The following is a 25,520-nucleotide window of genomic DNA, read 5'->3' as shown; positions in this document are numbered from 1 at the left end:
TTAAGTTTCAATAATGTTTATTGAAACTGGAATTAAATAGTAGAGTGGTTCATTTCGTGTGGAGTTATGAATCGAGTTAATTGAGGTGAAGGCGGATCCGTAAGGGAACCGCCTTTATTTTTTTCTGAACCCTTATTATCTAAATGTTAAATAAATGTTATCTTCAAGCCAGTTTTAGAACAAAGAAAACGAAGGCATGTAAGGGATTACATGTTTTTGATTAGGTAGAAGGGAGGTGTGATGGCCTCCTTTCATTTTTTCCTCCAGTCAAAGTTGGCTTGTATATCTTCCCCTTTCTGTTTAACTCGAATTAAACCTCTCATAGAATGAATAGATTTGCCTTAGCCTTCATTATCATCATAGTACTTCTTGATTCAATTCCCATATCAGCTCAAAATTACTTTCCGCCCAGAAGCAAATGGGAAACCCGAACGCCACAGTCCTTAGGTTTGAATGCGGCTAAAATTGATATTGCTGTAAAGTTTGCCCTAGACAATGAGTATTCAGGCTCTAAAGATTCTAGAATTGCTTCTTATGAAGGCTTTAGTAGCGAGCCATATCATGAATTAGTTGGCCCCACCAGAGAAAGAGGAGGCCCAGCAGGAGTGATTTTGAAGAACGGTTATATCGTAGCGCAATGGGGCGATGTAAAACGGGTAGATATGACCCACAGCGTAACTAAAAGTTATTTATCAACGGTAGCTGGTTTGGCATTGGACGAGGGGTTAATTGGTAGTGTTCATGATAAAGTCAGTGACTATGTTTGGGACAATACTTTTGATGGTGCTCACAATCAAAAAATAGAATGGCATACTTTGCTCAATCAGTCTTCGGCTTGGTCGGGTACTTTGTTTGGAATGCAAGATTGGGCAGACAGACCGCCAAGAAGGGGAGGGATTGACGATTGGCGTTTCGAAAAACCAGTGCCTTCTGGTACTGTAATGGAATACAATGATGTACGTGTGAATGTACTGGCTTATTCGCTACTTCAGGTGTGGAGAAAACCACTTCCACAAGTCTTAAAAGAATACATTATGGACCCCATTGGGGCGTCTACTACCTGGCGTTGGTTTGGTTATGAAAACTCTTGGGTAAATGTTGATGGTATAAATATGCAATCCGTTACGGGGGGCGGTCATTCTGGTGGAGGTGTTTTTATCAGTGCATTAGATCATGCTCGTTTTGGTCTGTTGTTTTTAAACGAAGGAAATTGGAATGGAAACCAACTCATTTCCAAAAAATGGGTAGTTGAGGTGCAGAAATCTTCTGAGGCGAATGCCAGCTACGGCTATTTGTGGTGGCTGAATAGAGGCCCAAGAAAGTGGAAAGAAGTAGATGACGAGTCCATTTACTTTGCCGCTGGTTTTGGAGGAAACTTTATTGTAATCGATAAAAAGAATGATTTGGTAGTAGTGACACGATGGCTAGAGCCTAATAAAATTGGACCTATGATGAGTTTAGTGTTAGAAGCCACAAAATAACCCTGCCCAATATTACCTACAGGAATATCCGAGCTAGAGGGTATTCTTTCACTATGATAAATCTCGGTTCTTCGTTTTAAAATACTTTAACATGAAGAACAGAACTAAATATCTACTAGCAACTTTGGCCTTTTTTGCATTGATGGGCTGTAAACCTAAAAGTCCTTATGACACTAGCACACCAGAAAAAATGCTTCTTTCATTAGGTCTGGTTTCTGCTCAACCTGTAGATCACAACCCTGTTCCGTACTTTTATGTGAAGAAAGATGGAGTTGCCATTACTAATTTTGACGAAGCTGGATTCAAGGCACTTGATGCTTTTGAGGCTTTTAAAAATGCCATGATGGACACTTTTCAAACTAAAATTAAGCGTAGCTCTAAAGACAAAATAGAGTTTTATAAAGATGAGAAAATGTTCTCTACCGTATCACTTTCGCTTTCTGCTTCGCTTATTCGCCCTCAATTGCAAAATCGTTCACCAGAAGATTATGAAGTAATTTCAGTTTCAGAACCAAATGATGATGGTGTGGTGACTATTAAGTGCAGGATGGTAGATAGAGAAACTGATCTTGAAGTGAAGGAAGAGGATGGTCACTATTTAATGTTCTTGAAGGATAAAGATTATGCTCAAATTCAGAAAATGACAAAGTTCTTCGAAAAGGCAGAAGCGCTTTTTACTCGGGCAGCTTCTGAAATCAAAAATAAAGAAGTTACTGAAGAGAATTTTGAGGAGATGTCCAACAGTTGGGACAACGAGTATATGGATTTATTTGCAGAGTTGAATTGATTGAAAAGGACTCAACCTCACCTGATTAATAATAATGAAAGACTGGAATTATTTCCGGTCTTTCATTATTTCTGAGAAAATCTTATATGATTTCACCCGGTCTTCATGGTGGAAAATATGCGAAGCCACCATCACTTCATCAATTCCTGTGGCCTCAATAAAGTTGTTTGTTTTTTGTTGCACAGTTTCTTTACTACCTACAAACGCATATTTAAGCATGCGCTGAAAAGCCTCGTGTTGTGCTAAGGATTTCAGTTCAGCAGTCATTTCTTGCGGAGGCTGCATATAGTCGATATTATTTGTCAACACACCATACATCATTTTTATGAGCGAAGTAGATAAGCGCTCTGCTTCATGGTCTGTATCAGCGGCAATCACATTGATGCAAGCAATGGTGTAGGGCTCCTTCAAAAATGCTGAAGGTTGAAAATTATTATGATAAATATGAAAAGCCTCAAAAAGCTGAGCAGGAGCAAAATGACTAGCAAAAGCATAAGGTAAACCCATTTTTGCAGCCAGATGAGCACTGTCGGTACTAGAGCCTAAAATGTAAATAGGAACTTCTACGCCCTCGGCTACTGAAGCCCTTACCTGAGCGCTTTTATTTTCTTTAGAGAAATACTTTTGAATTTGAGCAACTTCATCGGGGAAGGCTACTACCGATCTCGCTCTGTCAGACCTGATCGCATAAGCTGTAGCTTGGTCGGTGCCAGGTGCTCGACCTAAACCCAAGTCAATTCTATTTGGGAAAAGTGAACCTAAGGTGCCAAATTGTTCTGCTACAATAAGGGGAGAATGGTTGGGGAGCATAATTCCTCCAGAACCAACTCTTAAGGTTTTTGTACCTCCAGCAATATGCCCAATGAGCACAGCAGTAGCCGAACTTGCAATACTTACCATATTGTGGTGTTCTGCCAACCAAAATCTAGTAAAACCCATTTGTTCTGCTTGCTGTGCAAGATCAAGACTATTTGAAAAGGTATCGGTAGGGGTAGACCCTATACCCATAGAAGCCAATTCTAGGATTGAATATTTTATATGTTCAGAATGCTTAAACATGGATTCTCTTTTTAGTTTCTTTAACCGAGTAGGTAATGAGAAATAGAAGAGAATAATTCCCTCTTACTAGAGTTTTTACAATGGATTGTAAGTAGCTATCAGTCTATTTGTTGGAGCGTAGGTATATAAATATCAAAAGTAGCTCCTTGGTCTTTTTCGCCACTTGCATTAACTATTCCATTATGGTTTTCAACGATTTTTTTCACAATGGCCAATCCAATACCCGTACCCTTATACTCTGATTTGCCGTATAGCCGCTGAAATAGCTCAAATATGATTTCACTATGTTTTTTATCAAAACCAACACCATTGTCTTGGACTCGAATATGGCAGTAGGTTCTATCTGATTGTAATCTTTTAGGCTCAAGTTGCTCTCCTGTTCCTGTTTTACTCGATATTTTTATAATAGGAGCGATGCCCGGTCTTGCAAACTTTAATGAATTGCTAATTAGGTTTGTAAGCAGTTGTTGGAACTGGAAGTGTATGATATGCACCTTGCAAGGTGCAGAAACTTCTAACTTGGCTTGTTTCTGCTCTATTTCTTCTTTTAAATTTTCCGACACCTCATTAACGACTTGATCAAGCGGAATTCGCTTAAACTTTAATTCGCCAGTACTGGTTCGCGAATAAGCAAGTAAGTCCTCAATCAAGGTTTGCATTCGGTTGGCAGCATTCTGCATTCTTGATAAATAGTCTACCCCTTTTTCAGAAAGATTTTCCTTTTCTTTATCTATAATTCGAGAGGCAAAGGTTTGAATTTTACGCAGAGGCTCTTGTAAATCATGGCTTGAAATATAAGCAAAGGATTGTAGCTCTTTGTTCATTTTTTCAAGGTCTTTATTTTTCCTAGCGAGTTCAGATGTACGTTGTTTTACTTGTTTTTCCAGTTCTTGTAAAAACATTTTCTGGTCCTGAATATCGGTACTAGACCCTACCCACATTCTAATGTTTCCATCTTCATCTCGTTGTGGAATAGCTCTGCTAAGTTGCCAACGGTAAGTGCCATCGTATCTTTTAAAACGATGCTCAATAAGGAAGTCTTCACCTGTTTCAATCGATCGCTTCCATTGTTTGATATTTTCCTCACGGTCATCTGGATGAACAATCTGAATCCAGCCATCCTTATCTATTTGTGCTTGTGTTAAACCAGAAAAGTCGAAAACAGACTGATTAAAATAATTCAGGTTACCCATTGGGTCAGATGTCCAAACATGTTGTGGCATGGAGTCTGCCAACAGTCTAAATTTTTGTTCGCGTTCAAAAAGCTGTTGCTGTATGTTTTTTTCTTCAGTGATATCACGAACTGTTCCAATCATACGATAAGGCTCATTGTTTTTATAGAAAACTGTGCCTTTTGCTTCCATCCAATGTAGCGAATTATCAGGCCAAAAAATTCTGGCTTTGTAGTGTAAAGAGCCTATAGCAAAAGCTTCTTCAAAGGCTTTTTGTCTGATAGGAAGGTCTTCTTCATGAATTTGTTTAAGGAATGTATTATGTGGTAGCTTGCTATCTTTTTCATAACCAAATATTTCTAAATAGCGGTTTGAATAATTGATTTCATGGGTTTTTAAATTATACTCCCAAGTACCCAATTCACTGGCTTGAATAACTACATTTAGTTTTTCTCTGTTGGCCTCTATTTTTAAACGAGCTTTCACCTGGTCACTTACATCAAATCCTACGGTCATTATACCGTTGATAACCTTATTGTCATCATATAGAGGTTCGTAGGAAAAGTTGATGTATACGGTTTCGAGCTGATTTCCCCTTAGTATTTCAACCGGAAGTTCTTTGGCTACAAATCTGTTACCTGTTTGGTATACATCATCCAGTAAAGCTTTTATACCTTGCTCATTAAGTTCGGGCATGGCATTTAGTATTTCTTTACCTAATACTTCATTCTCTTTTCTGCCCCAAAGCTCTAAAGAATGCTTATTCACAATTTCTACCACGTAATTAGAGCCACGTAAGATAGCTATTGCTACTGGTGCCTGATGAATCATTAGCCTGAGGTTACGCTCGCTGGCTTTTAATTTTCTATCGATTCGTTTCCGTTCAGTAATGTCTCTAGCAATAGCGAACATGTAAGGAACCCCTTGAATAGACAGCCCTTTCATTTGAATTTCAACTGGATAGATAGTGCCATCCTTCTTTTTGTGTAGGGTTTCAAAGAGTGGAAGTGCTTCTTTTTGAGCTCGTTGAAAAGTGGTTTTGAACAGTTCTTCGTGATATATAGGGTCTACATCAGGCACTTTCAATGATTTGGCTTCTTCGGCAGTGTATCCCCATTTTTCTAAGGCCAATTCATTTAAATACTCAAAAGATCCGTCTTCACGCATTAAGATAAAGGGGTCGCTGGCGAAATCGGCAATGAACTTAAATCTTTCTACTTCTACTTCTGCTTTTTTTCTAGAGGTAATGTCTAATGAAGAACTAATATACCCAGTGAATTTACCTTCTGCCGAATAGCAGGGGGTGCCTTTTGAAAGAAACCAACGATAATCATTGTTGCGGTCTAAAGCCCTGAATTCACTTGTAAACTCTGCTTTACTTTCGAAGGCCTTTAGGTAGTCATTCAATACACTGTCGCGGTCATCAGGATGAATTAGGTCTGCCCACCCAAATGCTAATAGGTGTTCCAATGATTTACCCGTAATTTCTACCCATGCCGTATTGAAGTAGGTGGCTTTACTAGTTTCATCACTTAAGCCAATTAAGATATCGGTGCTTTCAGTAATGTTCTTGAATCTTTGTTCGCTAGATTTGACTTCTTCTAAGGCCTTAATTTTTTCGGTAGTTTCGGTACAGGTTACCAAAACACCTGCTGGTTTTTCTGATTCATCAAAAACAGGGCTGTAACCAAATGTCCAATATACCTCTTCCATTTTCCCATTTCTAAAAATAGGAATCAACTGATTTTCGCTCCAAGTAGGCTCAATTTTGTTTAAAACCTGATCGATGAGTGGTTTGATGATATGCCATATCTCGGGCCAGGCGTCTTCTGCTCTCATGCCCAATATGGCTGGGTGTTTTCCTTGTTCGCCTAAACTTGGTCGGTAGTAGTCATTGTAAAAACAAATAAGGTTGGGTCCCCAAAAAAGAAACATGGGAAATTTAGAATGTATAACAATACTTAAAGTGGTACGCAAACTTTGGGGCCAAGTATCAGGTGAGCCCAGAGGGGTTTTAGACCAATCTTTTTCTCTAGTGAGTTTCCCCATTTCTCCACCACCCTGAAGAAAGCTAAATTCCGTGTTTGTTTTCATAAAGTGTGCGTGCTGTCCATGGAGAAAGTTCGTAAATGTTATTGATCGTTGGCTGTGTTTTTAAGGGGTGTTTGCCGGATTAATAAACTTCGAGTAAGTGATTTTGTTTAGATATCGACATTATCTTGCTTTTGGTTTAGGGCGGTTTATCGGTATGTAAATATTGAATGTAACCCCTTGATCAAGCACTCCTTCTGCCATGATTATACCGTTATGGTTGCTAACAATTTTTTTAACAATGGCCAAGCCTATACCGGTGCCATTGTATTCAGATTTACCATGTAAACGATGGAATATCTCAAACACTTTTTCATTATGTTGAGGGTCAAAACCTACGCCATTGTCAGAAAAAGTAATATTGCAGTATTGTTTTTTGGGCGAAAGACTATCTATTCCGAAAGAATTTCCAATACCTGTTTTAGTTTTAATGTCGACAACGAGTGATGTGTCTTTTTTTGCAAATTTAATCGCGTTGCTAATAAGGTTTGACAGCAATTGTCGAAACTGAAAACGGATTATCTCAAGGTTGACATCTTCACCGAGGTTAAATTTGGCTCCTTTTTGCTCTAGTTCTTCTTTGAATGTTTGTTGAGTTTCTTCAACGATTTTATTGAACGATGTAAGCTCAAATTTATGTTCGGCTGTTGTAGTTCGGGAGTACTGCAAAAGGTCGTCTATCAAAATTTGCATGCGGTTTGCTGCATTTTGCATGCGATTTAAATAGTCTAAGCCTCTTTCTGATAAAACCTCTTTTTCTTTATCTGCTATTCGCGAAGCAAAAGTTTGAATTTTTCGTAGCGGTTCTTGTAAATCATGGCTAGAAACGTAAGCAAACGATTGAAGCTCTTTGTTCATTTTTTTGAGCTCTTGATTTTTAAGCTTCAGTTGCTTAGCACTTGCTTTTAATTTGTCATCGGCAGCCTTTTTTTCTGTGAGGTCACGCGTAATTTTCGAATAACCTATTATGCTATTATTGCCATCTTTAATGGCGGTTATTACTACACTTGCCCAAAACAGACTGCCGTCTTTCCGAACTCGCCAGTTTTCTTGAGCTGCTTTTCCCTTTTCTTTAGCAAGCGTTAGTAATTTTTGTGGTACGTTGTTTTCTTTATCGGTTTGAATGTAGAATACTGAAAAGTGTTTGCCGATTATCTCTTTTTCGTGGTAGCCTTTTATCTTTTCAGCTCCTTTGTTCCAGTTTTCTATGTTGCCCTCGGAATCTAGGTAAATGATTGCGTAATCTTGAATTTCATCTACCATAAGGTGATTACGCATTTCGCTCTTTTTCAAAGAGTTATTAGATTCTCTTAATTCTTTTGTACGCAACTCGACTTTTTTCTCTAGCTCGTAGGCAAAAGACTGTATTTGCTCTTCAGCAATTTTTTGCGAGGTAATATCGGTGTTGGAGCCTAACCAATGAGTAATATTTCCTTTTTCATCACGAATGGGCAGGGCACGTGATAAAAACCAATTGTAATCGCCATTCTTAGCTCTCAAAGGAAAAGTATCTTCCCAAATTTCTCCGGTGTCCCATGAGTGCTGAATTTTTTGGGTTACCCGATCTACATGATCAGGGTGATGTACTTTTTGCCAGCCCCACCCTTGCATTTCTTCAAAGGTACTTCCGGTATAATCGTACCAACGTTGATTGTACCAATAAATCCAACCTTTTGCATCGGCCATCCACACCAATTGGTGCATGTTGTCGGCTAAAGTCCTAAATCTTTTTTCACTTTCTTCTATAGTTTTTCGAGCCAATACCTGATCTGTAACGTCAGAGGCAATGGCCACAATACCTGAAATACTTCCGTCAGACTCTCTTAAAGCATCATAAACAAAGTTGATAAATATGGTTTGCATCTTACCGTTTCTTGGTAAGTCTACGGGTCTTTCTATGGCCGTGAATTTTTCTCCAGTAGTATATACTTGATCTAATAATTTCTCTAGCCCTTGCCCTTTAGCTTCAGGTAAGCCTTCGAAAATTGGTTTTTTTAGAACTTCTTTTTCGCTTTTCCCCCATAACGAGAGCATTAGGTCGTTGGCAATTTCAACTTCGTAATTTGGCCCCCTGAATATGCACATTGCGATTGGTGATTGAGTAATATTCTGCCAAAAACGCTGATTGCTGTCTTTTAAACTTTTAAGGCTGTTTACTTTTTGAGTGGTTTCAGTACAAGTAACTAAAACACCTGCAATTTTGCCTTGCTCATTATGTACAGGGCTGTAACTAAAGGTCCAATATACATCTTGTATTTCGCCATTTCTATAAATGGGAATTAGCTGATCTTCACTCCATGTAGACTGTCCTCCTTCTAAAACTTGGTCAATTAATGGCTTAATAATGTGCCATATTTCACTCCAAGCTTCTTCGGCTTTCATGCCCAATATAGATGGGTGTTTTCCTTCATTCCCTAAACTAGGTCTATATGCATCATTATAAAAACATAATAACTCAGGCCCCCACCATAAAAACATTGGAAATTTAGAGTTAAGAATAATTCCTAAGGTGGTACGCAAACTTTGCGACCATGTGTCGGGGGTGCCAAGTGAGGTTTTACTCCAGTCTTTTGATCGGGTTAGTTTACCCATTTCACCTCCGCCAGAAAGGAAGTTATATGTTGTTTCTTTACCCATTGATTATCACTTTACGGCTGAATTAAAAATAAATCTTTCGTAGGTGGTCTATTGTGTTCTCCTTTAACTAATTCAATTGCACGAAGGATAACTTTTTTTAGGTTTGAAAAGGTTTTTGGCTTTCTAATATAATAGTTTGCTCCTTGCTCAAAAAGCATATTTGCAATTTCTGGGTTATAGGATGTGGAGTAAATAATAATGGGTAGTTCTTTAAGGTTGTTACATTGCCTAATTTCAACCAAGCAATCCGCACCATTTTTTCTAGGCATGTTTAGGTCTAGAAAGAGGGCGTTTGGAAGCTTTCTATTGTTTTCTGACAATAGTTTTAGAAGCGCTTCTCCATTATTAACGGTGGTTAAGCCTGCCGATACTGAAAGTTCATGCAAAGCCTCTTCAAAAAAAAGGCAGTCATCCTGATCGTCATCTGCGAGTAAAAGTTCAAATCCATTGCCCATAGTATTTATTTAAAAAATGAATGACAGTTAGAACAAACTTTTGGCTAAAGAGTCTCTTTCGGTTTTTAGAAGTTATCCCCTATTTAAAATAAAGGTCAATAAAAATTATCTGTTAAACAAAAATGGCCTAAAAGCTAAATACTTTTACATAGAGCTCTTAAACCATAAACGGAAAACTGTACAATGAACCTAATTCTTGCAGTAAGGCTATATATAATCGTTGAAAAGGACTAGCTATCTGAAAATCTGATACTTTAAATATGAACTGGCAGAAGTGGTTTCATCAGCTTTTTACAATTATCACTGCTTTTTAGGTTGGTACTACCGTTAATCAATATTTGAAAAATATTTTGCTGGAAACACTACTTGCCTTATTCCATAATCAAATTGAAAGCTCCTGAGGTCACGAATTCAGTATTCGGCTTAAAGTCCTGAGGGTTTAAAATGGAGGTGTAGCCATCTTCCGTAATTCCCACTTTCACCATTCTTTTTTCAAAGGTTGAAGCTTCATTTTCGGTGTTTGTTTTTACCAAAACATAATAATTGCCTTCAATCTCTACCACGGCTGCTTCTGGTAAAGCCATTTGAGTTTGGCTCGAGGTTAATATTTCGGCTTCTACATACATACCCGGAATAAAGAGCCTTTCATCTTCTTCACTGTCTAAATGGCAATGCACTAATACCGATCTGTTTTCTTCGTCTATGGCTTTATTGATGAGGTTGATTGTAGCGGTAAATGTTTTGTTTGGATCGTTTTGGCGCTTGAATATTACTTTTTGCCCTACTTTTATCTTATGAAGGTCATTTTCAAAAACCTTCAATTCCATATGCATATGTTCTGTATTGGTAATTGTAATAGCAATGTCTGAAGGGTTTAGAAACATGCCTTTAGAGGCATTTATAGCGGTGATAAAGCCGCTAATGGGTGATTTTACTGGAATCACCGAGGTCATGCTTTCTGCGGTTAGGCTTTTTGGGTCAATGTTCATTAGCACTAACTTCTTTTTTAAGGCTTCGAATTGGGTCAGAGCATTGTTGTATTCAGTTTCTGCCTGAAGAAATTTTTTCTGAGAACTGATATTCTCTTCAGAAAGGCTCTTCTGTCTTTCGTAGTCTGACTTTAAAAAGGAAATATGGTTTTTAACTTCCAGAAAATCCTGTTGTATCTGAATGTAAGCAGGGTTTTCTAGCGTGAATAAGGTTTGGCCTTTCGTGGCTACTTCACCTGGCAATAATTCACTCTCTTTTACATATCCACCAAAATAGGCACTTACAGAAGCTTTATGTCCCGGAGGTACATCAAACATGCCTGTGGTATGCACCTTTTCTGAAAACTGGAACGTGTCCATTCTACCAAGTTGCATGGCCGAAGCTTGAAATTGAGAATTACTCACGCTTATGATATTCTCATCAGTGTTTTCTTCAATTACCATCGTTTCGTTAGAAGCGCCTGAGCCGCAAGAAAATACGCTAAATACTAGGGCAAGACTGCCTAAAAATAAGCTGATACTGAATGTATGTTTAGAACTGTTCATTTCAGAATTGTTAAATATTTGATATCCAATAAGATCATGTTGTAATTGTAGAGATTTTCTAAGTAGGTAATCTCAATACCTTTAGCATTATCGAGTAGCTGAATGTATTGTAAGAAGTCGATCTCTCCACCTTTAAAAGCTTTTGTTCCATTATTGATTAGTTCATGAGCAAGCTGTTTTCCAGCATTTTCATAATAGTCAATGGCCTCTTGGTATTGTTGCAAATCAGCGCGCTGAGCTTCGTAATTCGCTTTTAACTGCGTTTTGTAATTCTCCGACTCGTATTCCGAAATAAGCGATTGAATTTTGGCCGCATTTATTTTTGCCTTATCGGCTCCAAAAAAGAGGGGTATGCCAATGCCCGCCTGAAAGCCCATATAGGCTTTTGCATTTATGCCATTGTTGGTGCCTCTGAAAATATTAAAATGTAAATCGGGCAATAGCTGCTGCTGCGCAAGTTTTAAAGATTGCTGCGAAAGTAATTCCGCCTTTTCAAAGTACTGAATACCCAAATGGTTTTCGGTGTCTAATGGGCTGTACTCAAGCATTTGCATTTGCTGCGGCTCTATTTCAATTTCAGAGTCGGACTGAAGCCATTGGTTTAGTAATGCATAAGATTTTTGAACGCTTTCTTTGCTCTGCTTTAGAGCCAAATCAAGCTCTCTCTGTTTGGCTTCCGCAGTTAGTTTTTCCAAATAATTAGATTCCCCTTCTTCAAATTTGCGCGAAGCTGCTCTGGAAAAGTCTTTGTATAGGCTGTCTAAATAAGCGTAGTTCTGGGCTACATTCTGCCAGTAAACAACAGTGTAGTAGGCCTTTGAAACCTCTTTTGTAACTCTATTCCGATCGAGCAAATGTTGTTGTTCCGAAAGGGAGGTAATGCCTTGAAGCACTTTTTTCTGGTTTCCATACACCGTTGGAAAAGCGAAAGATTGACTAAGGCCAAATACATTGAGCGCCTGATTGTTTTCGGCAATGTTGTTTTCGTCAAAGTGATAATACACCTGCGTTTTTTCAATGTTGAATGAGCTGCCTACTAAAGATTTATTCTGATCTATTTTAGCAGAAGAAGCTTTCAATTCACTGTTGTTCTTTAACGCAATGTCGATTGCTTCATTAAGACTTACAGGTTTGGTTTGTGCTATTCCGTTGCTATTAAAAGCAAACATCAACAGAATGACAATCATAAGCGGTTGTGCTTTCATTGGTTTTTTAGCTTCTTTTTTATCGAAAATAGAGTACAAAACGGGCAGTACAATTAGCGTAAGAATGGTGGCGGAAATGAGTCCACCAACCACAACTGTGGCCAATGGTCTTTGAACTTCGGCACCAGCAGAAGTAGAAATGGCCATAGGCAGAAAACCCAAAGCTGCGGCCATTGCGGTAAGTAGTACTGGTCTTAATCTTTGTTTTGTACCCAAAATCACTCTGGCATTAATATCGTCATGACCATGTTTTTTCAATTCTTTAAAATGCTCAATCAACACAATTCCGTTGAGTACCGCGATTCCAAAAAGAGCGATAAAGCCTACGCCAGCTGAAATACTAAAGGGCATATCTCTAAAGTAAAGCAGTAAAACACCACCCACAGCTGATAGCGGAATAGCACTGTAAATCATGAGGGCTTCTTTTACAGAGTTGAAAGCGAAATAGAGTAAGAAGAAGATAAGGACTAAAGCAACAGGCACTGCTAGCATTAGTCTGGCCCTGGCCGATCTTAGATTTTCGAACTGCCCACCGTATTCGATGCTATAACCCACTGGTACTTTTACCTTGCTTTTAATAATTTGCTGAACATCGTTTACGACTGACTCTAAATCTCTGCCACGAACATTTACACCTACCACAACTCTTCTTTTGGTATCATCTCGTGATATTTTTGCTGGCCCTTTGGTGTAAGTGATTTCGGCAAATTCACTAAGCGGCACTTTGTTTCCGTTGGGCAAAAGCACCGATGCTCTTTCTATGTCTTGAATGTCTTTTCGGTGTTCCGCGTCATACCGAACCACCAAGTCGAATTGCTTTTCGCCTTCAAAAACAGATCCTGCAGTTGCTCCTGCAAAGCCCATTGTAATAATGTTATTTAATTCTTCTACATTCAGCCCGTAGCGTGCAATCTTTTGGCGGTTAAATTTCACAGACATTTGAGGTAAACCCGCCACTTTCTCTACAATAATGTCTGCTGCGCCATCTACATTGGCAATCGCCTTTTCTATTTCTAAGGCTTTTTGGTAGAGAATATCTAAATCTTCCCCAAAAACTTTGATGGCCAAATCGGCCCTAACTCCAGTGATCAGCTCGTTAAAGCGCATCTCAATCGGTTGAGTGAACTCAAAATCTACCCCAGGTATTTTGGCCGAAAGGGCTTCTTTAAACTTGTCGGCCAATTCATCTTTGGTTTCGGCCGAAGTCCATTCTTTAATTGGATTGAGTTTAATGATTACATCACTTTCTTCCATCGACATAGGGTCGGTAGGTACTTCTGCCGCACCAATTCTGGTCACCACCTGATCTACCTCTGGAAACTCCTTGAGGATTTGTTCCATAAGGGTAGTGGCTTCTATGGTTTTACTTAAAGATGTTCCTGTTTTAAACACTGGCTGGATCACAAAATCACCTTCATCTAAAGTAGGCACGAACTCTCCACCCATTTTTGAGAATAGTATACCTACTGCAATGAGTAGTGCCGTAGCGGCAGCCAATACAATTCCTTTACTTTTCAAGGCCCAAGTGATTGAAGGGGTGTAAATCCTGTCCAGAAACCCAATCAGTCGATTAGAGATGTTCTTTTTATTTGGGTCAGATGGTTTTAGGAAGATCGAAGAAACCACCGGAACATAAGTGAAACAGAGGATCATTGCGCCAATCAAAGCAAAGCAAAACACCATGGCCATAGGCTTAAACATTTTGCCTTCCACACCTGAAAGTGAGAGGATTGGAATGAAAACAATGATGATGATGAGCTGGCCAAAAACTGCGGAACGCATCATTTTTGTAGAGCCGCTAAATGTAATTTTATCAATCAGACTTTGCTTTTCAGACTTTGGTAAACTCATGATTTGAGTTCTTTCGGCTGTAATTTTAAAAGCAATGTATTCCACTATAATCACCGCCCCATCTATGATAATTCCGAAGTCAATCGCCCCCAAACTCATTAGGTTGGCATCTACACCAAAAATGTACATTAATGAAAGCGCAAAAAGTAAACAGAGAGGAATTACAGAGGCTACTACCAAGCCAGAACGCAGATTTCCTAACAAGAGCACCACTACAAAAACTACAATTAAACAACCTAGAATTAGGTTTTCAGCAATAGTGAAAGTGGTTTTTCCAATCAGCTCACTTCGCTCTAAAAAGGCATTTATTTTAACACCCTCAGGAAGTGAACCTTGAATTTCTTCTACTCGTTCTTTTACTGCTTCTATTACCGCTTTGGAATCAGCATCTTTCAGCATCATCACTTGGCCTAGCACTTTTTCGCCTTCGCCATTTCCAGTAATTGCTCCAAAGCGATTGGCATGACCAAAACCGACTTTGGCTACATCGCGTACAAAAATGGGTTTGCCATCTCTGTTGGTAACTATAATGTTTTCTATGTCTTCAAGAGAGCTTACTAAACCTTCACCACGAATAAAAAAGGCCTCATTTCCTTTTTCGATATAACTACCACCTGCTACGCTGTTGTTCGTTTCTAAGGCATCGAATACTTCTGAAAGTGACAAATTTAGTGCACGTAACTGCTCTGGATTAATAGCAACTTCGTATTGCTTGAGGTAGCCGCCCCAAGTGTTTACTTCCACTACGCCAGGTATTCCAGATAATTGTCGTTTTACAATCCAATCCTGAATGGTTCTTAAATCGGTAATTGAGTATTGATCTTGGTATTCAGGCTCTACATCTATTATATATTGATAGATTTCACCTAAACCAGTAGAAACAGGCCCCATAAAGGGTTTGCCAAATTCAGCAGGGATTCTTTCTTCGGCACTTTTAATTTTTTCCGCAATAAGCTGGCGAGGCAAGTAGGTGCCCATTTTATCTTCGAATACAACGGTTACTACAGAAAGCCCAAACTTAGATATAGAGCGAATTTCTAATACCCCAGGCAAGTTGGCCATTTCCAATTCTACAGGGTAGGTCAGAAATTTCTCCACATCCTGAGTTGCCAGATTACGCGATGTGGTGATGATCTGAACCTGATTGTTGGTGACATCGGGCACGGCCCCAATGGGGATGTTGTTAAGTGAAAAAATGCCAAAACCCACCATGATTGCGGTGAAAATCATCACAATGAGTTTGTTTCGAATGCTGTATTGAATAATCTGTTCTAACATTACTATTGGTCTAAAATTGACTTCTCAAATCTATAATGAGTTTCCTTAGGCTTCTCATAAGAGAAACTTAAGGTTTCCTTAAAAATGCAATCGTAAAAGTGGTGCCTTTATTGATTTTACTTTCTACAGTAATCTGCGCACCAATAGCATCTACTGCCTTTTTAGCAATAGATAATCCCAAGCCAGCTCCTGTAATCTGTTTATGTTCTAAAGCATCGGATCTAAAAAATGGATTAAACAGCGAACTAAGGTCTTCTTGCTTAATCCCTATACCTTGGTCGCTTATTTTACAAAGCGTATATTTTCCTTCTTCTGAAATTTCTATTGATAGTGTTTTGCCTTCAAGCGAATATTTGATGGCATTTATAATGATGTTTTCCAGTATCAAACTGGCGTAATATTGAGGTACTAGAGTTTCGGTTTCGGCCTTTACTTCAAAATTTACTTTTAAATTCTTCTGACTAATGGTGTTGCCATTTCTAGTGAGCACTTCATCAACCAAACTTACCAATGAAATAAGGTGATTTTCTTCAATTTCACTTTTAGAATCAAACCTAGCCAGTAATAAAAGTTGCTCCACAATATTGCCCATACGGTCTATTTCGTTTAAGCCATACTGCACTTTCTGTTCATATTCTGATTGTGTTCGTGGTTTTCTGATGAGTACTTCTAAAGTGCCTCTGAGCGTTGAAAGTGGGGTGCGCAGTTCGTGCGAAGCATCTGAAGTAAACTGTCGTTCACGCTGAATGGCGTTTTCTATACGCTGTAAAAGTTCGTTGATGGCTGAAGAAAGCTCGAAGATTTCATCTTTGTTAGGAGGTAGCGGAACCCGTTCATTCAGGTTGTTTTTTGTAATGGTATTTGTAGTATCTATTATGGCTTGAAGCGGAGTGATGCTTCGGCCTGCCAAAGAACTTGAAATTAGATATAGACCAAAAAGCACAATAGGAAAGGAAATCAATAAAGTGTTCTGTAGGTTCTTAATCACCATTGTGGAACTCTCCATTGAAATAGCTGTAATAATATAGCCTTGCTTTCTTCCATTTTTTTCAATTGGAATTTGTGCTTGCCTAATGGCTCTATCTACAAGGAATGTGCTAAAATGGTCGTTGCTGTTTACCGCTTCAAGGAAAGTGAGTTGCTGCTCTTTAAGGTTTGGCGATTTATCCATTAACTCCCCTTGATTATTGATTAGCTGAATAAATACCGGGTTTACCTGCACCTCACGATGTTCTCTTTCGGCCCACTCGGCTTTGTTCATGAAATGAATGCTGTCATTTTCAATAATAATTTCCTTAGAGTGTTTTTGGGCCTGATAAGAAAGCTCTTTATCTAGATTACTGAAAACCGTTTTCTTTACGCTTAGAAATACAATAAGAAAAGCCAATGCCGTGATGATGGCTGTGGCAACAGTGTAGTAGAGGGCAATTCTATTTTTGAAATTTAACTTCATAATTCCTTAGCGATATAGCCTATTCCCCTTACTGTTTGGATGTAATTTTCAGCTTCGCTCAATTTTAGTTTGTTGCGAAGCGCATTAATGTATACATCGATTACTCCAGTATTGTATTCAAAATGAATGTCCCAAACAGATTCTATAATTCTCGTTCTGCGGCAAACTTTGTTCTTGTTTTGGAGCAAATACTCTAATAATGCAAACTCCTTTTTCGTAAGGAAAATCTCCTCATTTCCCTTATGAACTTGGTGGGCATTCACATCCAAAACTATGTTTCCAATGCTCAATTTTTCAGAAGAACTTGGTGTGGAACGCAGTTGAACCCTGATTCTTTCTAAGAGTTCTTCAAAATGAAAGGGTTTTTTTATGTAGTCGTTAGCGCCTGATTGCAAACCGAAAATTGTTTCTTGAACTGTATCTTTGGCGGTTAGAAAAATGATAGGAGTAGCGCTATTTTCTTTTCTGAATTGCCTACAAATTTCTATGCCGCTTAGGCCGGGCAGCATCCAATCGAGCAAGAGCAAGTCATAATCATTGCTTAGGGCTAAAATAAGTCCTTGGTTGCCATCTTCCGCTGTATCTACCACGAAAGATTCTTCTTCCAAACCTTGCTTAACAAAGCTGGAAATCCCGACCTCGTCTTCAACAATCAGAATTCTCATGCTCTAATTTATGCTTTGTTAAATTATAGAGCATGCTGAACTTCCTTAAAGTTTCCTTAAAAAAGGGTTGTTGTATCATAAACCCCAGTTAATATTCAGGCAATTTGAGTTTTCTATATTTGCACTTACTTCATAAAAACACATTCGTAAAATGAATAAGTTAACCTTTCTCTGTGTTCTGTTTTTTTTCACCACCAACGTTCTAGCCCAAACTAAAGTAATTGCCCATCGAGGTTTTTCAGGTATTGCGCCAGAAAATACTTTGGCGGCCATTCAGAAAGCCATTGATCATCAGTTTGAGTATTACGAGTTAGATATTCACAAAACTAAAGACGATTCTTTAATGGTTATTCATGACGCTTCGGTTAACCGAACTTCTTCTAACGGAATGAAAGGAAAGGTTGCTGAAATGACTTATGAAGAACTGAGCAAAGTGAAGGTGGGCTATTCTTCTAAGTTTGGCGAGGAGTTTAAGGGTGAAAAAGTGTCTACGCTCAGAGAAGCACTGACCATTTCGAAAGGGAAAATCAAGGTTTGTATTGAGTTGAAAGTGAAAGGGGTGGAGAAAGAGATGCTCGATATTATCAATGATTTGGGTATGAAAGATGAAGTAATTGTTTTTTCATTCTATTATGAAGCATTGGAAAAAGTGCGTCAGCTAGACGAAGATATTCCGATTCTATTTTTGGTAGGCTCTGCTAATGAACGATCAATTGATATGGCTAAAGCTATCAATGCTCAAGCGATTGGTGCTGGGGGTGGAAATCCAATTACAAAGGAGTATATAGAAAAGGCTCACAAAACTGGACTTGAAGTGTGGAGGTGGACTGTGGATGATGAAAAAACCATGAAAGCACTGATTGAGGTAGGTGTTGATGGCATTATCTCTAATTTCCCTAATCGATTGGTGAAGCTGCCAGGTGTTAAACTAAAAGAATAGGCTACAATGCAATAATTGCCTAGTTTTCCTGCGATATTTTCCCCGGCTTTCCTGCACCTAAACCCATATAAAGCTTTAGTAAAGCAATAACTAGTAAAAAAACCAAGGAGTAAGACCAGTTTCCAGTTAAATCGAAAATGCTACCAAATAGAATTGGCCCTGTGGCGGCTATCAAATAGCCAATTGATTGCGCCATTCCCGAAAGCTCTGCCGCTGTTTCAGAATCTTCTGAGCGGAAAATTATAAGCATTAATACCAGACCAAAACTTCCCCCTAAAGCAAAACCTATTAACGAAACCCAAATGGGAACAAGGCCTGCTTGTGGGAACATGAGTCCAATTAGGCTGATGGCTTCTAAAAGCACGAGAATAAGAATAATACTTCGTTGATCTTTTTTTCTTCCCGCCCAAATGGGAATTAGCAACGAGCCTAAAACGCCAGTACCTTGAGATAGAGAAAGCATCCATCCTGAATAGGAAGCGTCAAAACCACGGCTTTGAAGAATATCGGGTACCCAAGCCAAAATAACGTAAAAAGCGAAGGATTGTAAACCCATAAAAATTGCCACTTTCCAAGCCAAGGCTGAGCGCGTTAGGTGCTTCATGGCCTTTAAGAAATTACGATGTTTTTTCGCTTTTTTAATACGCCAAACTTGAGGCAACCAAATAAAAAATGCTGCGAAAGAAAGAAGAGCCCAAACGCCCATTGCGCCTCGCCAACCATAGACTTCGTTTTGAGCTAGCGGAACGCTAATGCCAGCAGCAGTAGCGGCTCCAATAGCCATAACTCCAGAGTATAAACTGGTGATGAGACCAGAATTAGACTCAAAATTTCTTTTCACCAAGCTGGGTAAAAGTACATTGCCAAAGGCAATGCCAATGCCTGATAAAATTGTTCCTATGTACAGTGCGGGTATAAAATCAATTGAACGAACCAGAATACCAAAGGTAATTAATAAGAGTGCGCCAGCTAAAGTAGCAGCCATTCCAAACCGTTTGGTAAAAAGAGTGGTGAGCATTGAAACTACTCCGAATGCCAAAAGGGGTAAGGCTGTAAGCAAACCCAGCATTGAATTCGATAGTCCAGTACTTTCTCTAATGGTGCTTACCAATGGACCCACGCTGGCCAGTGCTGGGCGTAAGTTGATGGCAATAAATAAAATACCAGCAATAAGTAAAGCTTGCTTGGGTTGATTAGTACTCGAAGCTTTTAAATTAGGTTTTAACATTATTAGCGCTTACAGAATGAAATACTCTGCATGAGTAATCATATCATACCCTAATGGCCAAGTTCGAATAAAAGTTCGCTGAATAACTGAATTGTTTTTCAGCGTTTATCCTCCTTTTAATTATTCGTTCTCTGGTATTTCAAACCTGGCCCATCGCATGGGGCCCAAGTGCCTTTTAATGTGTTTTCTGATTCTATAATTAACACCTCGGTTAAATCGCCTGTACAATTGGCGATAAGCTCGTTGTCGCTTGGGTAGGTAAGTTTGATTGAATGTTCTTCTTCTGTAGAATTAAAAACGAACGTGCCAGAGGCAGAGGTTTCTACGCCTTCTCTTGTTCTGGATTTGGTAAATTTGCCAGTGTTGGTATTCAAAATATAATATTCTTGCCAATCCATGTCGTTCCCTGTGGTAATGGAAGGCGAAAAACTACCTGTCATTTCAACCAATTCCCATTTCTGTGGATTACCTTCAAGAACGCAGCAGTCTAGCTCATCGGAACAAGAAGAAAAGGAGAAAAGGAGGATGGCAGAAGCAAATAATAAATTTTTCATATTTTCATAGTTTTCTGCTCGGTTAGACCCGCCTTAGGTTGGAAAGGTTGGGAGAGGGTTCTTCAAAACCTTCTCTTATTCTTCAACGGCTTAAGTAAGTCTTCTAAACCGTTGATTTTGATTTCAAAGATGGTGGAAAGGAGCATGCCTAGTTTGCCATCCGGGAAGCCTTCTTTGGCAAACCATTCTAAATAGTAAGTGGGTAAATCACAGAGCGTGGTGCCTTTGTATTTGCCGAAAGGCATTTTCATTGTCACCAAGTCGACTAGCAGTTGGGGGTTAGAGCCTTCCATTGTTGCAAGTTAACAAAACAGAGAAGCTAGCGCATAAAAAAATGCTTTGCGATTTCTCACAAAGCATTTTTTTATTTTGAATAGAAGGGGCTTATTCACCTCCTTCAAGTTCGCCTCTTTTGGCCATTCTTTTCATTTTGTCGTTAGCGTAAATCGCAACTTCCACTCTGCGGTTGGCTTGTCTGCCTGCATTCGTGTCGTTTTCGGCAATTGGCTGGCTTTCGCCATAGCCTGCTATTTCCAACCTTTGGTAATCTAAACCAAGGCTTACTAAATACTCTTGTACTGAAGCTGCTCTTTTCTTAGAAAGGGTCATGTTATATTCATCAGTACCAGTATTGTCAGTATGACCTTCAATAAGCACGTTTGTATCTTCGTATTTCTGAAGCGTAGCGGCTAAATCTTTAAGGTTTTCCTTAGTGTTTACATTTAAAGTGGATTGGTTGGTGGCGAACATTAAGCCTGAATCGAATGTGATTTTAATTCCTTCTCCTACACGTTCTACTTTTGCTCCTTCCAAATCATTCCTTAATTCTTCGGCTTGTTTGTCCATTCTACGTCCAATTAAAGCACCAGCGGTACCACCAACAGTAGCTCCAATAATTGCTCCTAGAGCGGTATTGTCTTTACCTCCAATTACTCCCCCAATTACTCCACCAGCAGTTGCGCCAATGGCTCCACCTTTAACTGAGTTACTTGCTTGGCAGCCGAATAAAAGAGCGCCCGAAAGAAAAATAGCTGTTATTAATTTAAATGATGATTTCATGATTTAGTGTTATTTGATTTGGCTGTTAATATTCAATTCTTGTACCACCTGCGAAAAGCTTAATTAAAGCCGTTTTTTGAGGTAGAAGTTGTTCCAATCTTTCCCATATGGGTAAAAGAATACTCAATTTGATAATGAATAGAGACGGTATTTGCGCAAATATGAGTACAATTGATCTCATTCTTTCCAATTGCTATTGCCTTTATTTTTTGAGCAGGTACTTCACCAAATTGTTCACATTATAAATAGTCTGTTTTCCTTCTTATTTCGTCTCGTTTAAAAGCATAGATATCTTCTGCTTTGTTTCTCGATTATCAAACTCCCTCCAAATTTATTTGGGTAAAAAACTCCTCAAAACGTGTAAGGCTTTGTCCTTTTTGATTGAAACTTTTCTTTAAAACTGCCCTTCAGCGCCAATTTCTTAGTTGGTATAGTATTTCTCTATGATGTGCCGTGGTGAACAACTACTAACCTTAAAATCACTAGTTATGAAATATAGAATACTTAGTTTATTGGCAATTTTGATGGGTGCCACGGTGCTTCTCAGTGTTTCATCTTTAATAGTGGGTTCAAAAAATACCGAAATCGAGAATGAACTTGAAGATGAATTTGAATATAGATCATTTAAAGTAGCTCCTTCAGAACTAGAGCTTGAAAACACTGTTTTTCATAAAATAAAAGGTTCCGACTATTATGAGGAGATAAAAGATGAGCTCAGGAATTTATACTCCCAGCGGAATAATCAATCCATTTGGTTTTACTCTGATAGCCCTAAGCCTATATTCTACGAGGCCTTAAGGCAAATTAATTCTGGTGATACGCACGGTTTGAGTCCTCATTATTATGGAGTAGACGAGCTTAAAAATGTGGATTCCCTTTTTCAAAGAGGTATTAGCAAAGAGCATGTTATAGAAATGGAAATTGAAATGACGGCCAATTATCTACTTTACAATTTCCATATACAAAACGGACGTTTGCCTGAAAAGCTCATGAGTGGTTATTGGCATAAGGACAAAAAGAACAAAGGATTTTTGAGGGATTTGGTTAAAATAAAAACTCCTGAACAACTCAAGGCTCAATTAGAAAATACTTTTCCTACACACCATAAGTATGCTGAACTTCTAGAACATTTAAATAAATACCGTGAGATTGAAGCCAGCGGTGGTTGGTCAACCATTAATATAGGTGACACCAAAGTAATTGAGCCAGGCGAAATGCATGAAGCAATTCCGCAAATTAGAGAGAGGTTATCTGTTACAGATCCATTTTTTAATACTCCTAAGCCGACAGATTCATTTGAAATGAGTTATGATCTTAGCGACTTCGACTTAGATGCAAAATATTACGATGAAATTTTGCAGGCATCGGTAAAGCAGTTTCAGCAGCGACACGGTTTAGCTCCAGATGGTCGCTTAGGGAAGGAAACTATAGCAGCTTTAAACATTCCTGTTGCTGATAAGGTGAGTCAGATTGAACTAAACCTTGAGCGAATGAGATGGTTGCCAAGTGAATATGGAGCAAATTATGCCGAAGTGAATATTCCTGATTACAGTTTGAAAGTATACCGAGACAATGAAAAATCGCTTGAAATGAAGGTGATTGTTGGAGCGGAATTTACTTCTACACCTATTTTTTCCGATACTTTAAAGTACTTGGTGTTTAGCCCAACTTGGACGGTGCCTTTCAGTATTAAGTCTAAAGAAATGCTGCCTAAACTTCAAGAAGACCCTGCGTATTACACAAGGCTGAATTACAAATTTTATAGAGGTTGGAGCACAGAAACAGAGATCGACCCTTCAAAAGTAGATTGGTCTGAGTATTCATCAAGTAATTTTCCATTTAATGTTGTTCAGCAGCCAGGTGGGTCGAATAGTTTAGGGCGGGTCAAGTTTATAATGCCCAATGACTTAAGTATTTATTTGCACGATACTCCTAGCGGTCATCTTTTTAACCGCTACGATAGAGCATTTAGTCATGGGTGTATTCGAGTAGAAAAACCAGAGTTATTAGCTGAATACTTGTTGCGTGATCAAACCGAATGGACTTCAGAAGAAATCAACAAAGCTATGTTCAGTAATACGCCTAAAAAGGTGTACTTAGAAAAGGACTATCATGTTCAGATTACTTATTTAACCGCTTTCGTTGATGAAAACGGATTGATGAACTTTAGAAAAGATATTTATGGTCATGACAAGTCTCAGGCCGATAAATTGAAACACTTGTATGCTATTCAATAAAGAGATGATTCTGAAAACTAAATTTGTGAGTAAAATTTGGCGTAAATAGGGGGAGTTTATTGAGTAATTTTTTCAACATATTGAGCTAAGTGAAATTCATAAATCATTAATAAAGGCCTCAGAGAGGCTTTTTTCTTTTGGTCAATCATTTGCAATTATAGGTTTTGAATCAAAGATCACATAACCATGGAACATATAAAATCACATTCTATCTATAAGTTTTTTGAAAGAATTTACCGTCCGGAATTAATGATATTGCTTTACTTTTTCTACTTAACGGCTTGCGCCCCTAGCAACGGTAATAAGGGCAAATTTGATGAGGCGGTTGAGACCTTTCAAAGACAATACCCTAACGGTAAAGACACCGATTGGGAGGAGGATGACAAAGGTAACTTAGAGGTGAACTTTAAACTGAAAGGTGAGAAGTACAGGGCTGATTACGATTTGAATGGAAATTGGATTGAGACCGAAAAGAGTGTTAAGTGGTCCGACTTACCTTCAGTTGTTCAGAATAAGATCGAAGAAGAATACGACAAAGATGATATTACAGAAATTGAATGGGTTGATCACAAAACAAAAGGTAAATTCTATGATGTAGAGTTTAAGCGAAAAGGCAAAAATATGGATGTGGAATACAGCTTATCAGGACAGAAAATAATGGAATAAAAAACAGTTAGGTCTTTTAATTCAGCCCTTCAAGCTTAATGTTTGAGGGGTTTCTTTTTTCGATAAAAAGTTTGACTACAACCTACCCAGTAGGTTTTTTGAATAAAGGGGTACGTATTTTTGATTTAACGTAGATTCACAAAGAACATTTTTAAAGGGCAATAAGATTAATAAGTTTTCCGTTCAGGTGTCGAGATCCTAAATTAGTAGCTAAGAAGCAATTTGAATCTGTATTGAAAAATTCCCAATTACTACCCCTTAAAAATTTATGAGATATAATCTATTAGCAGTAGCAATACTGCTTTCTGTTTGCTCGTGCAAAAACACTGATAAAGAAGTTGAAAAAAGTAACCCAAAGCTTAAAGAACAAACACAGCCCCAAATTACCAATGTAAATTTCGATGAAGGCGATAGCCGAGGTGCTCAAATACCTGCCTATCACCAAACCTTTGAAAGAAACCTAAATCGAATAAATTTTGAAGATTCTCTCTACTCTCTTTATCAGGCAGTTGGTTTGAAGGAGATGAATTTAGATTATGAGCCATTCCGATATGCCATGATCGGTTTCTATAGTTTGAAACAAGACGGACTTTTGAATACCAAGGATTTAATATCAATAATAGACTTCACTCAAACCAGTACTGAGAAACGATTTTACACCATTGACTTGGCTAAAAAGAAGGTGCTGTTTAATACACTTGTAAGCCATGGGCGGACAACAGGTGGTAATAAATCTAGTGTTTTCTCAAACAAATCAGGTAGCAATGCGAGTAGCTTAGGCTTTTACCTAACTGCAGAAACTTATGTTGGCAGCAAAGGATACTCTATGCGTTTAGATGGACTGGATAAAGGTTATAATGACCAAATGAGAAAACGGGCTGTAGTAATGCATAATGCTAAATATGTAAGTGATGATTGGATAAAGAAGTATGGAAGGCTTGGTCGTAGTCAAGGCTGTCCTGCACTGCCTGTGGAAATTTCAAAAAAGGTGATTGATGTTATTAAAGATCGAACGGTGATTTTTGCCTACTATAAAGATGATGGTTATTTGAAATCCTCAAAGTATTTAAACCTTGAAAAGTTGATGCAGAAGCTAGAAAGTCAACACAAAGCTTTAACCTCGATATAAGCTTACAAACGCCAGACTTAAGTTTGTGATTTGACTTG

18 protein-coding genes are annotated in these 25,520 nt (G+C 38.5%); 6 read left to right on the top strand and 12 right to left on the bottom strand.

The genetic code is table 11. The features are described from left to right. The first annotated feature begins 326 nt into the window (after positions 1-326). Both AWW67_RS16370 and AWW67_RS16365 read left to right on the top strand, forming a co-directional pair. Positions 327-1,481 (top strand): serine hydrolase domain-containing protein, encoded by a 1,155-nt coding sequence (locus tag AWW67_RS16370; RefSeq protein WP_062303035.1) that lies wholly within the window; start codon positions 327-329, stop codon positions 1,479-1,481. Between the two features lie 91 nt (positions 1,482-1,572). Further along, positions 1,573-2,268: a hypothetical protein gene (locus tag AWW67_RS16365; RefSeq protein ID WP_062303033.1), complete on the top strand. Its 696-nt coding sequence runs from the start codon at positions 1,573-1,575 to the stop codon at positions 2,266-2,268. A 48-nt stretch (positions 2,269-2,316) separates the two neighbouring features. Here the strand turns inward: AWW67_RS16365 and AWW67_RS16360 are convergent, their stop codons facing one another. The 8 genes from AWW67_RS16360 to AWW67_RS16325 form a co-directional block, all read right to left on the bottom strand. Beyond that, positions 2,317-3,327 (bottom strand): LLM class flavin-dependent oxidoreductase, encoded by a 1,011-nt coding sequence (locus AWW67_RS16360; protein WP_062303032.1) that lies wholly within the window; start codon positions 3,325-3,327, stop codon positions 2,317-2,319. A gap of 98 nt (positions 3,328-3,425) precedes the next feature. Continuing rightward, a complete protein-coding gene (locus AWW67_RS16355) occupies positions 3,426-6,593 on the bottom strand; it encodes a PAS domain-containing sensor histidine kinase (protein ID WP_062303030.1) in 3,168 nt (1,055 codons plus the stop codon). A gap of 120 nt (positions 6,594-6,713) precedes the next feature. Next, positions 6,714-9,227, bottom strand: coding sequence for a PAS domain-containing sensor histidine kinase (locus AWW67_RS16350; protein WP_062303029.1), 2,514 nt, complete (start codon positions 9,225-9,227; stop codon positions 6,714-6,716). A gap of 11 nt (positions 9,228-9,238) precedes the next feature. Continuing rightward, positions 9,239-9,682: a response regulator gene (locus tag AWW67_RS16345; protein ID WP_062303027.1), complete on the bottom strand. Its 444-nt coding sequence runs from the start codon at positions 9,680-9,682 to the stop codon at positions 9,239-9,241. A 371-nt stretch (positions 9,683-10,053) separates the two neighbouring features. Further along, positions 10,054-11,217, bottom strand: coding sequence for an efflux RND transporter periplasmic adaptor subunit (locus tag AWW67_RS16340; RefSeq protein WP_062303026.1), 1,164 nt, complete (start codon positions 11,215-11,217; stop codon positions 10,054-10,056). Next, a complete protein-coding gene (locus tag AWW67_RS16335; RefSeq protein WP_062303024.1) occupies positions 11,214-15,551 on the bottom strand; it encodes a CusA/CzcA family heavy metal efflux RND transporter in 4,338 nt (1,445 codons plus the stop codon). The genes AWW67_RS16340 and AWW67_RS16335 overlap by 4 nt, the downstream gene beginning before the upstream one ends. Before the next feature lie 67 nt (positions 15,552-15,618). Continuing rightward, complete coding sequence (locus tag AWW67_RS16330) at positions 15,619-17,004, bottom strand: sensor histidine kinase (RefSeq protein WP_062303023.1); 1,386 nt, start codon at positions 17,002-17,004, stop codon at positions 15,619-15,621. Beyond that, complete coding sequence (locus AWW67_RS16325) at positions 17,001-17,669, bottom strand: response regulator transcription factor (RefSeq protein WP_062303021.1); 669 nt, start codon at positions 17,667-17,669, stop codon at positions 17,001-17,003. Before AWW67_RS16325 ends, AWW67_RS16330 begins: the two co-directional genes overlap by 4 nt. 151 nt (positions 17,670-17,820) lie before the next feature. Between AWW67_RS16325 and AWW67_RS16320 the strand changes: the two genes are divergently transcribed. Beyond that, positions 17,821-18,609, top strand: coding sequence for a glycerophosphodiester phosphodiesterase (locus tag AWW67_RS16320; RefSeq protein ID WP_062303020.1), 789 nt, complete (start codon positions 17,821-17,823; stop codon positions 18,607-18,609). 19 nt (positions 18,610-18,628) lie between these two features. Here AWW67_RS16320 and AWW67_RS16315 read toward each other — a convergent pair whose 3' ends face one another. From AWW67_RS16315 to AWW67_RS16300, 4 genes are all read right to left on the bottom strand, one after another. Then, a complete protein-coding gene (locus tag AWW67_RS16315) occupies positions 18,629-19,837 on the bottom strand; it encodes a CynX/NimT family MFS transporter (protein WP_062303019.1) in 1,209 nt (402 codons plus the stop codon). Between the two features lie 116 nt (positions 19,838-19,953). Further along, positions 19,954-20,391 (bottom strand): hypothetical protein, encoded by a 438-nt coding sequence (locus tag AWW67_RS16310; protein ID WP_062303017.1) that lies wholly within the window; start codon positions 20,389-20,391, stop codon positions 19,954-19,956. A 62-nt stretch (positions 20,392-20,453) separates the two neighbouring features. Then, the gene (locus AWW67_RS16305; RefSeq protein WP_062303016.1) at positions 20,454-20,684 is read right to left on the bottom strand and encodes a DUF3820 family protein; all 231 of its coding nucleotides are present in this window, start codon (positions 20,682-20,684) and stop codon (positions 20,454-20,456) included. A gap of 91 nt (positions 20,685-20,775) precedes the next feature. Next, entirely contained in the window at positions 20,776-21,450 is a 675-nt protein-coding gene (locus AWW67_RS16300; protein WP_053223124.1) for a YiaD family glycine zipper/OmpA-like lipoprotein, read from the bottom strand. 488 nt (positions 21,451-21,938) lie between these two features. Here AWW67_RS16300 and AWW67_RS16295 point away from each other — a divergent pair, with 488 nt between their 5' ends. The 3 genes from AWW67_RS16295 to AWW67_RS16285 all read left to right on the top strand — a co-directional run bounded on the left by AWW67_RS16295 (position 21,939) and on the right by AWW67_RS16285 (position 25,482). Continuing rightward, positions 21,939-23,687 (top strand): L,D-transpeptidase family protein, encoded by a 1,749-nt coding sequence (locus AWW67_RS16295; protein WP_062303014.1) that lies wholly within the window; start codon positions 21,939-21,941, stop codon positions 23,685-23,687. A 186-nt stretch (positions 23,688-23,873) separates the two neighbouring features. Beyond that, positions 23,874-24,353: a PepSY-like domain-containing protein gene (locus AWW67_RS16290; RefSeq protein WP_089082051.1), complete on the top strand. Its 480-nt coding sequence runs from the start codon at positions 23,874-23,876 to the stop codon at positions 24,351-24,353. A 268-nt stretch (positions 24,354-24,621) separates the two neighbouring features. Next, the gene (locus tag AWW67_RS16285; protein ID WP_094078559.1) at positions 24,622-25,482 is read left to right on the top strand and encodes a murein L,D-transpeptidase catalytic domain family protein; all 861 of its coding nucleotides are present in this window, start codon (positions 24,622-24,624) and stop codon (positions 25,480-25,482) included. The last annotated feature ends 38 nt before the right edge of the window (positions 25,483-25,520 follow it).

The organism is Roseivirga seohaensis, assembly GCF_001592945.1.
Taxonomy (GTDB): Bacteria; Bacteroidota; Bacteroidia; order Cytophagales; family Cyclobacteriaceae; genus Roseivirga; species Roseivirga seohaensis.
The sequence above is the reverse complement of the archived record's forward strand: the minus strand, read 5'-3'. Positions and strand labels throughout refer to the sequence as shown.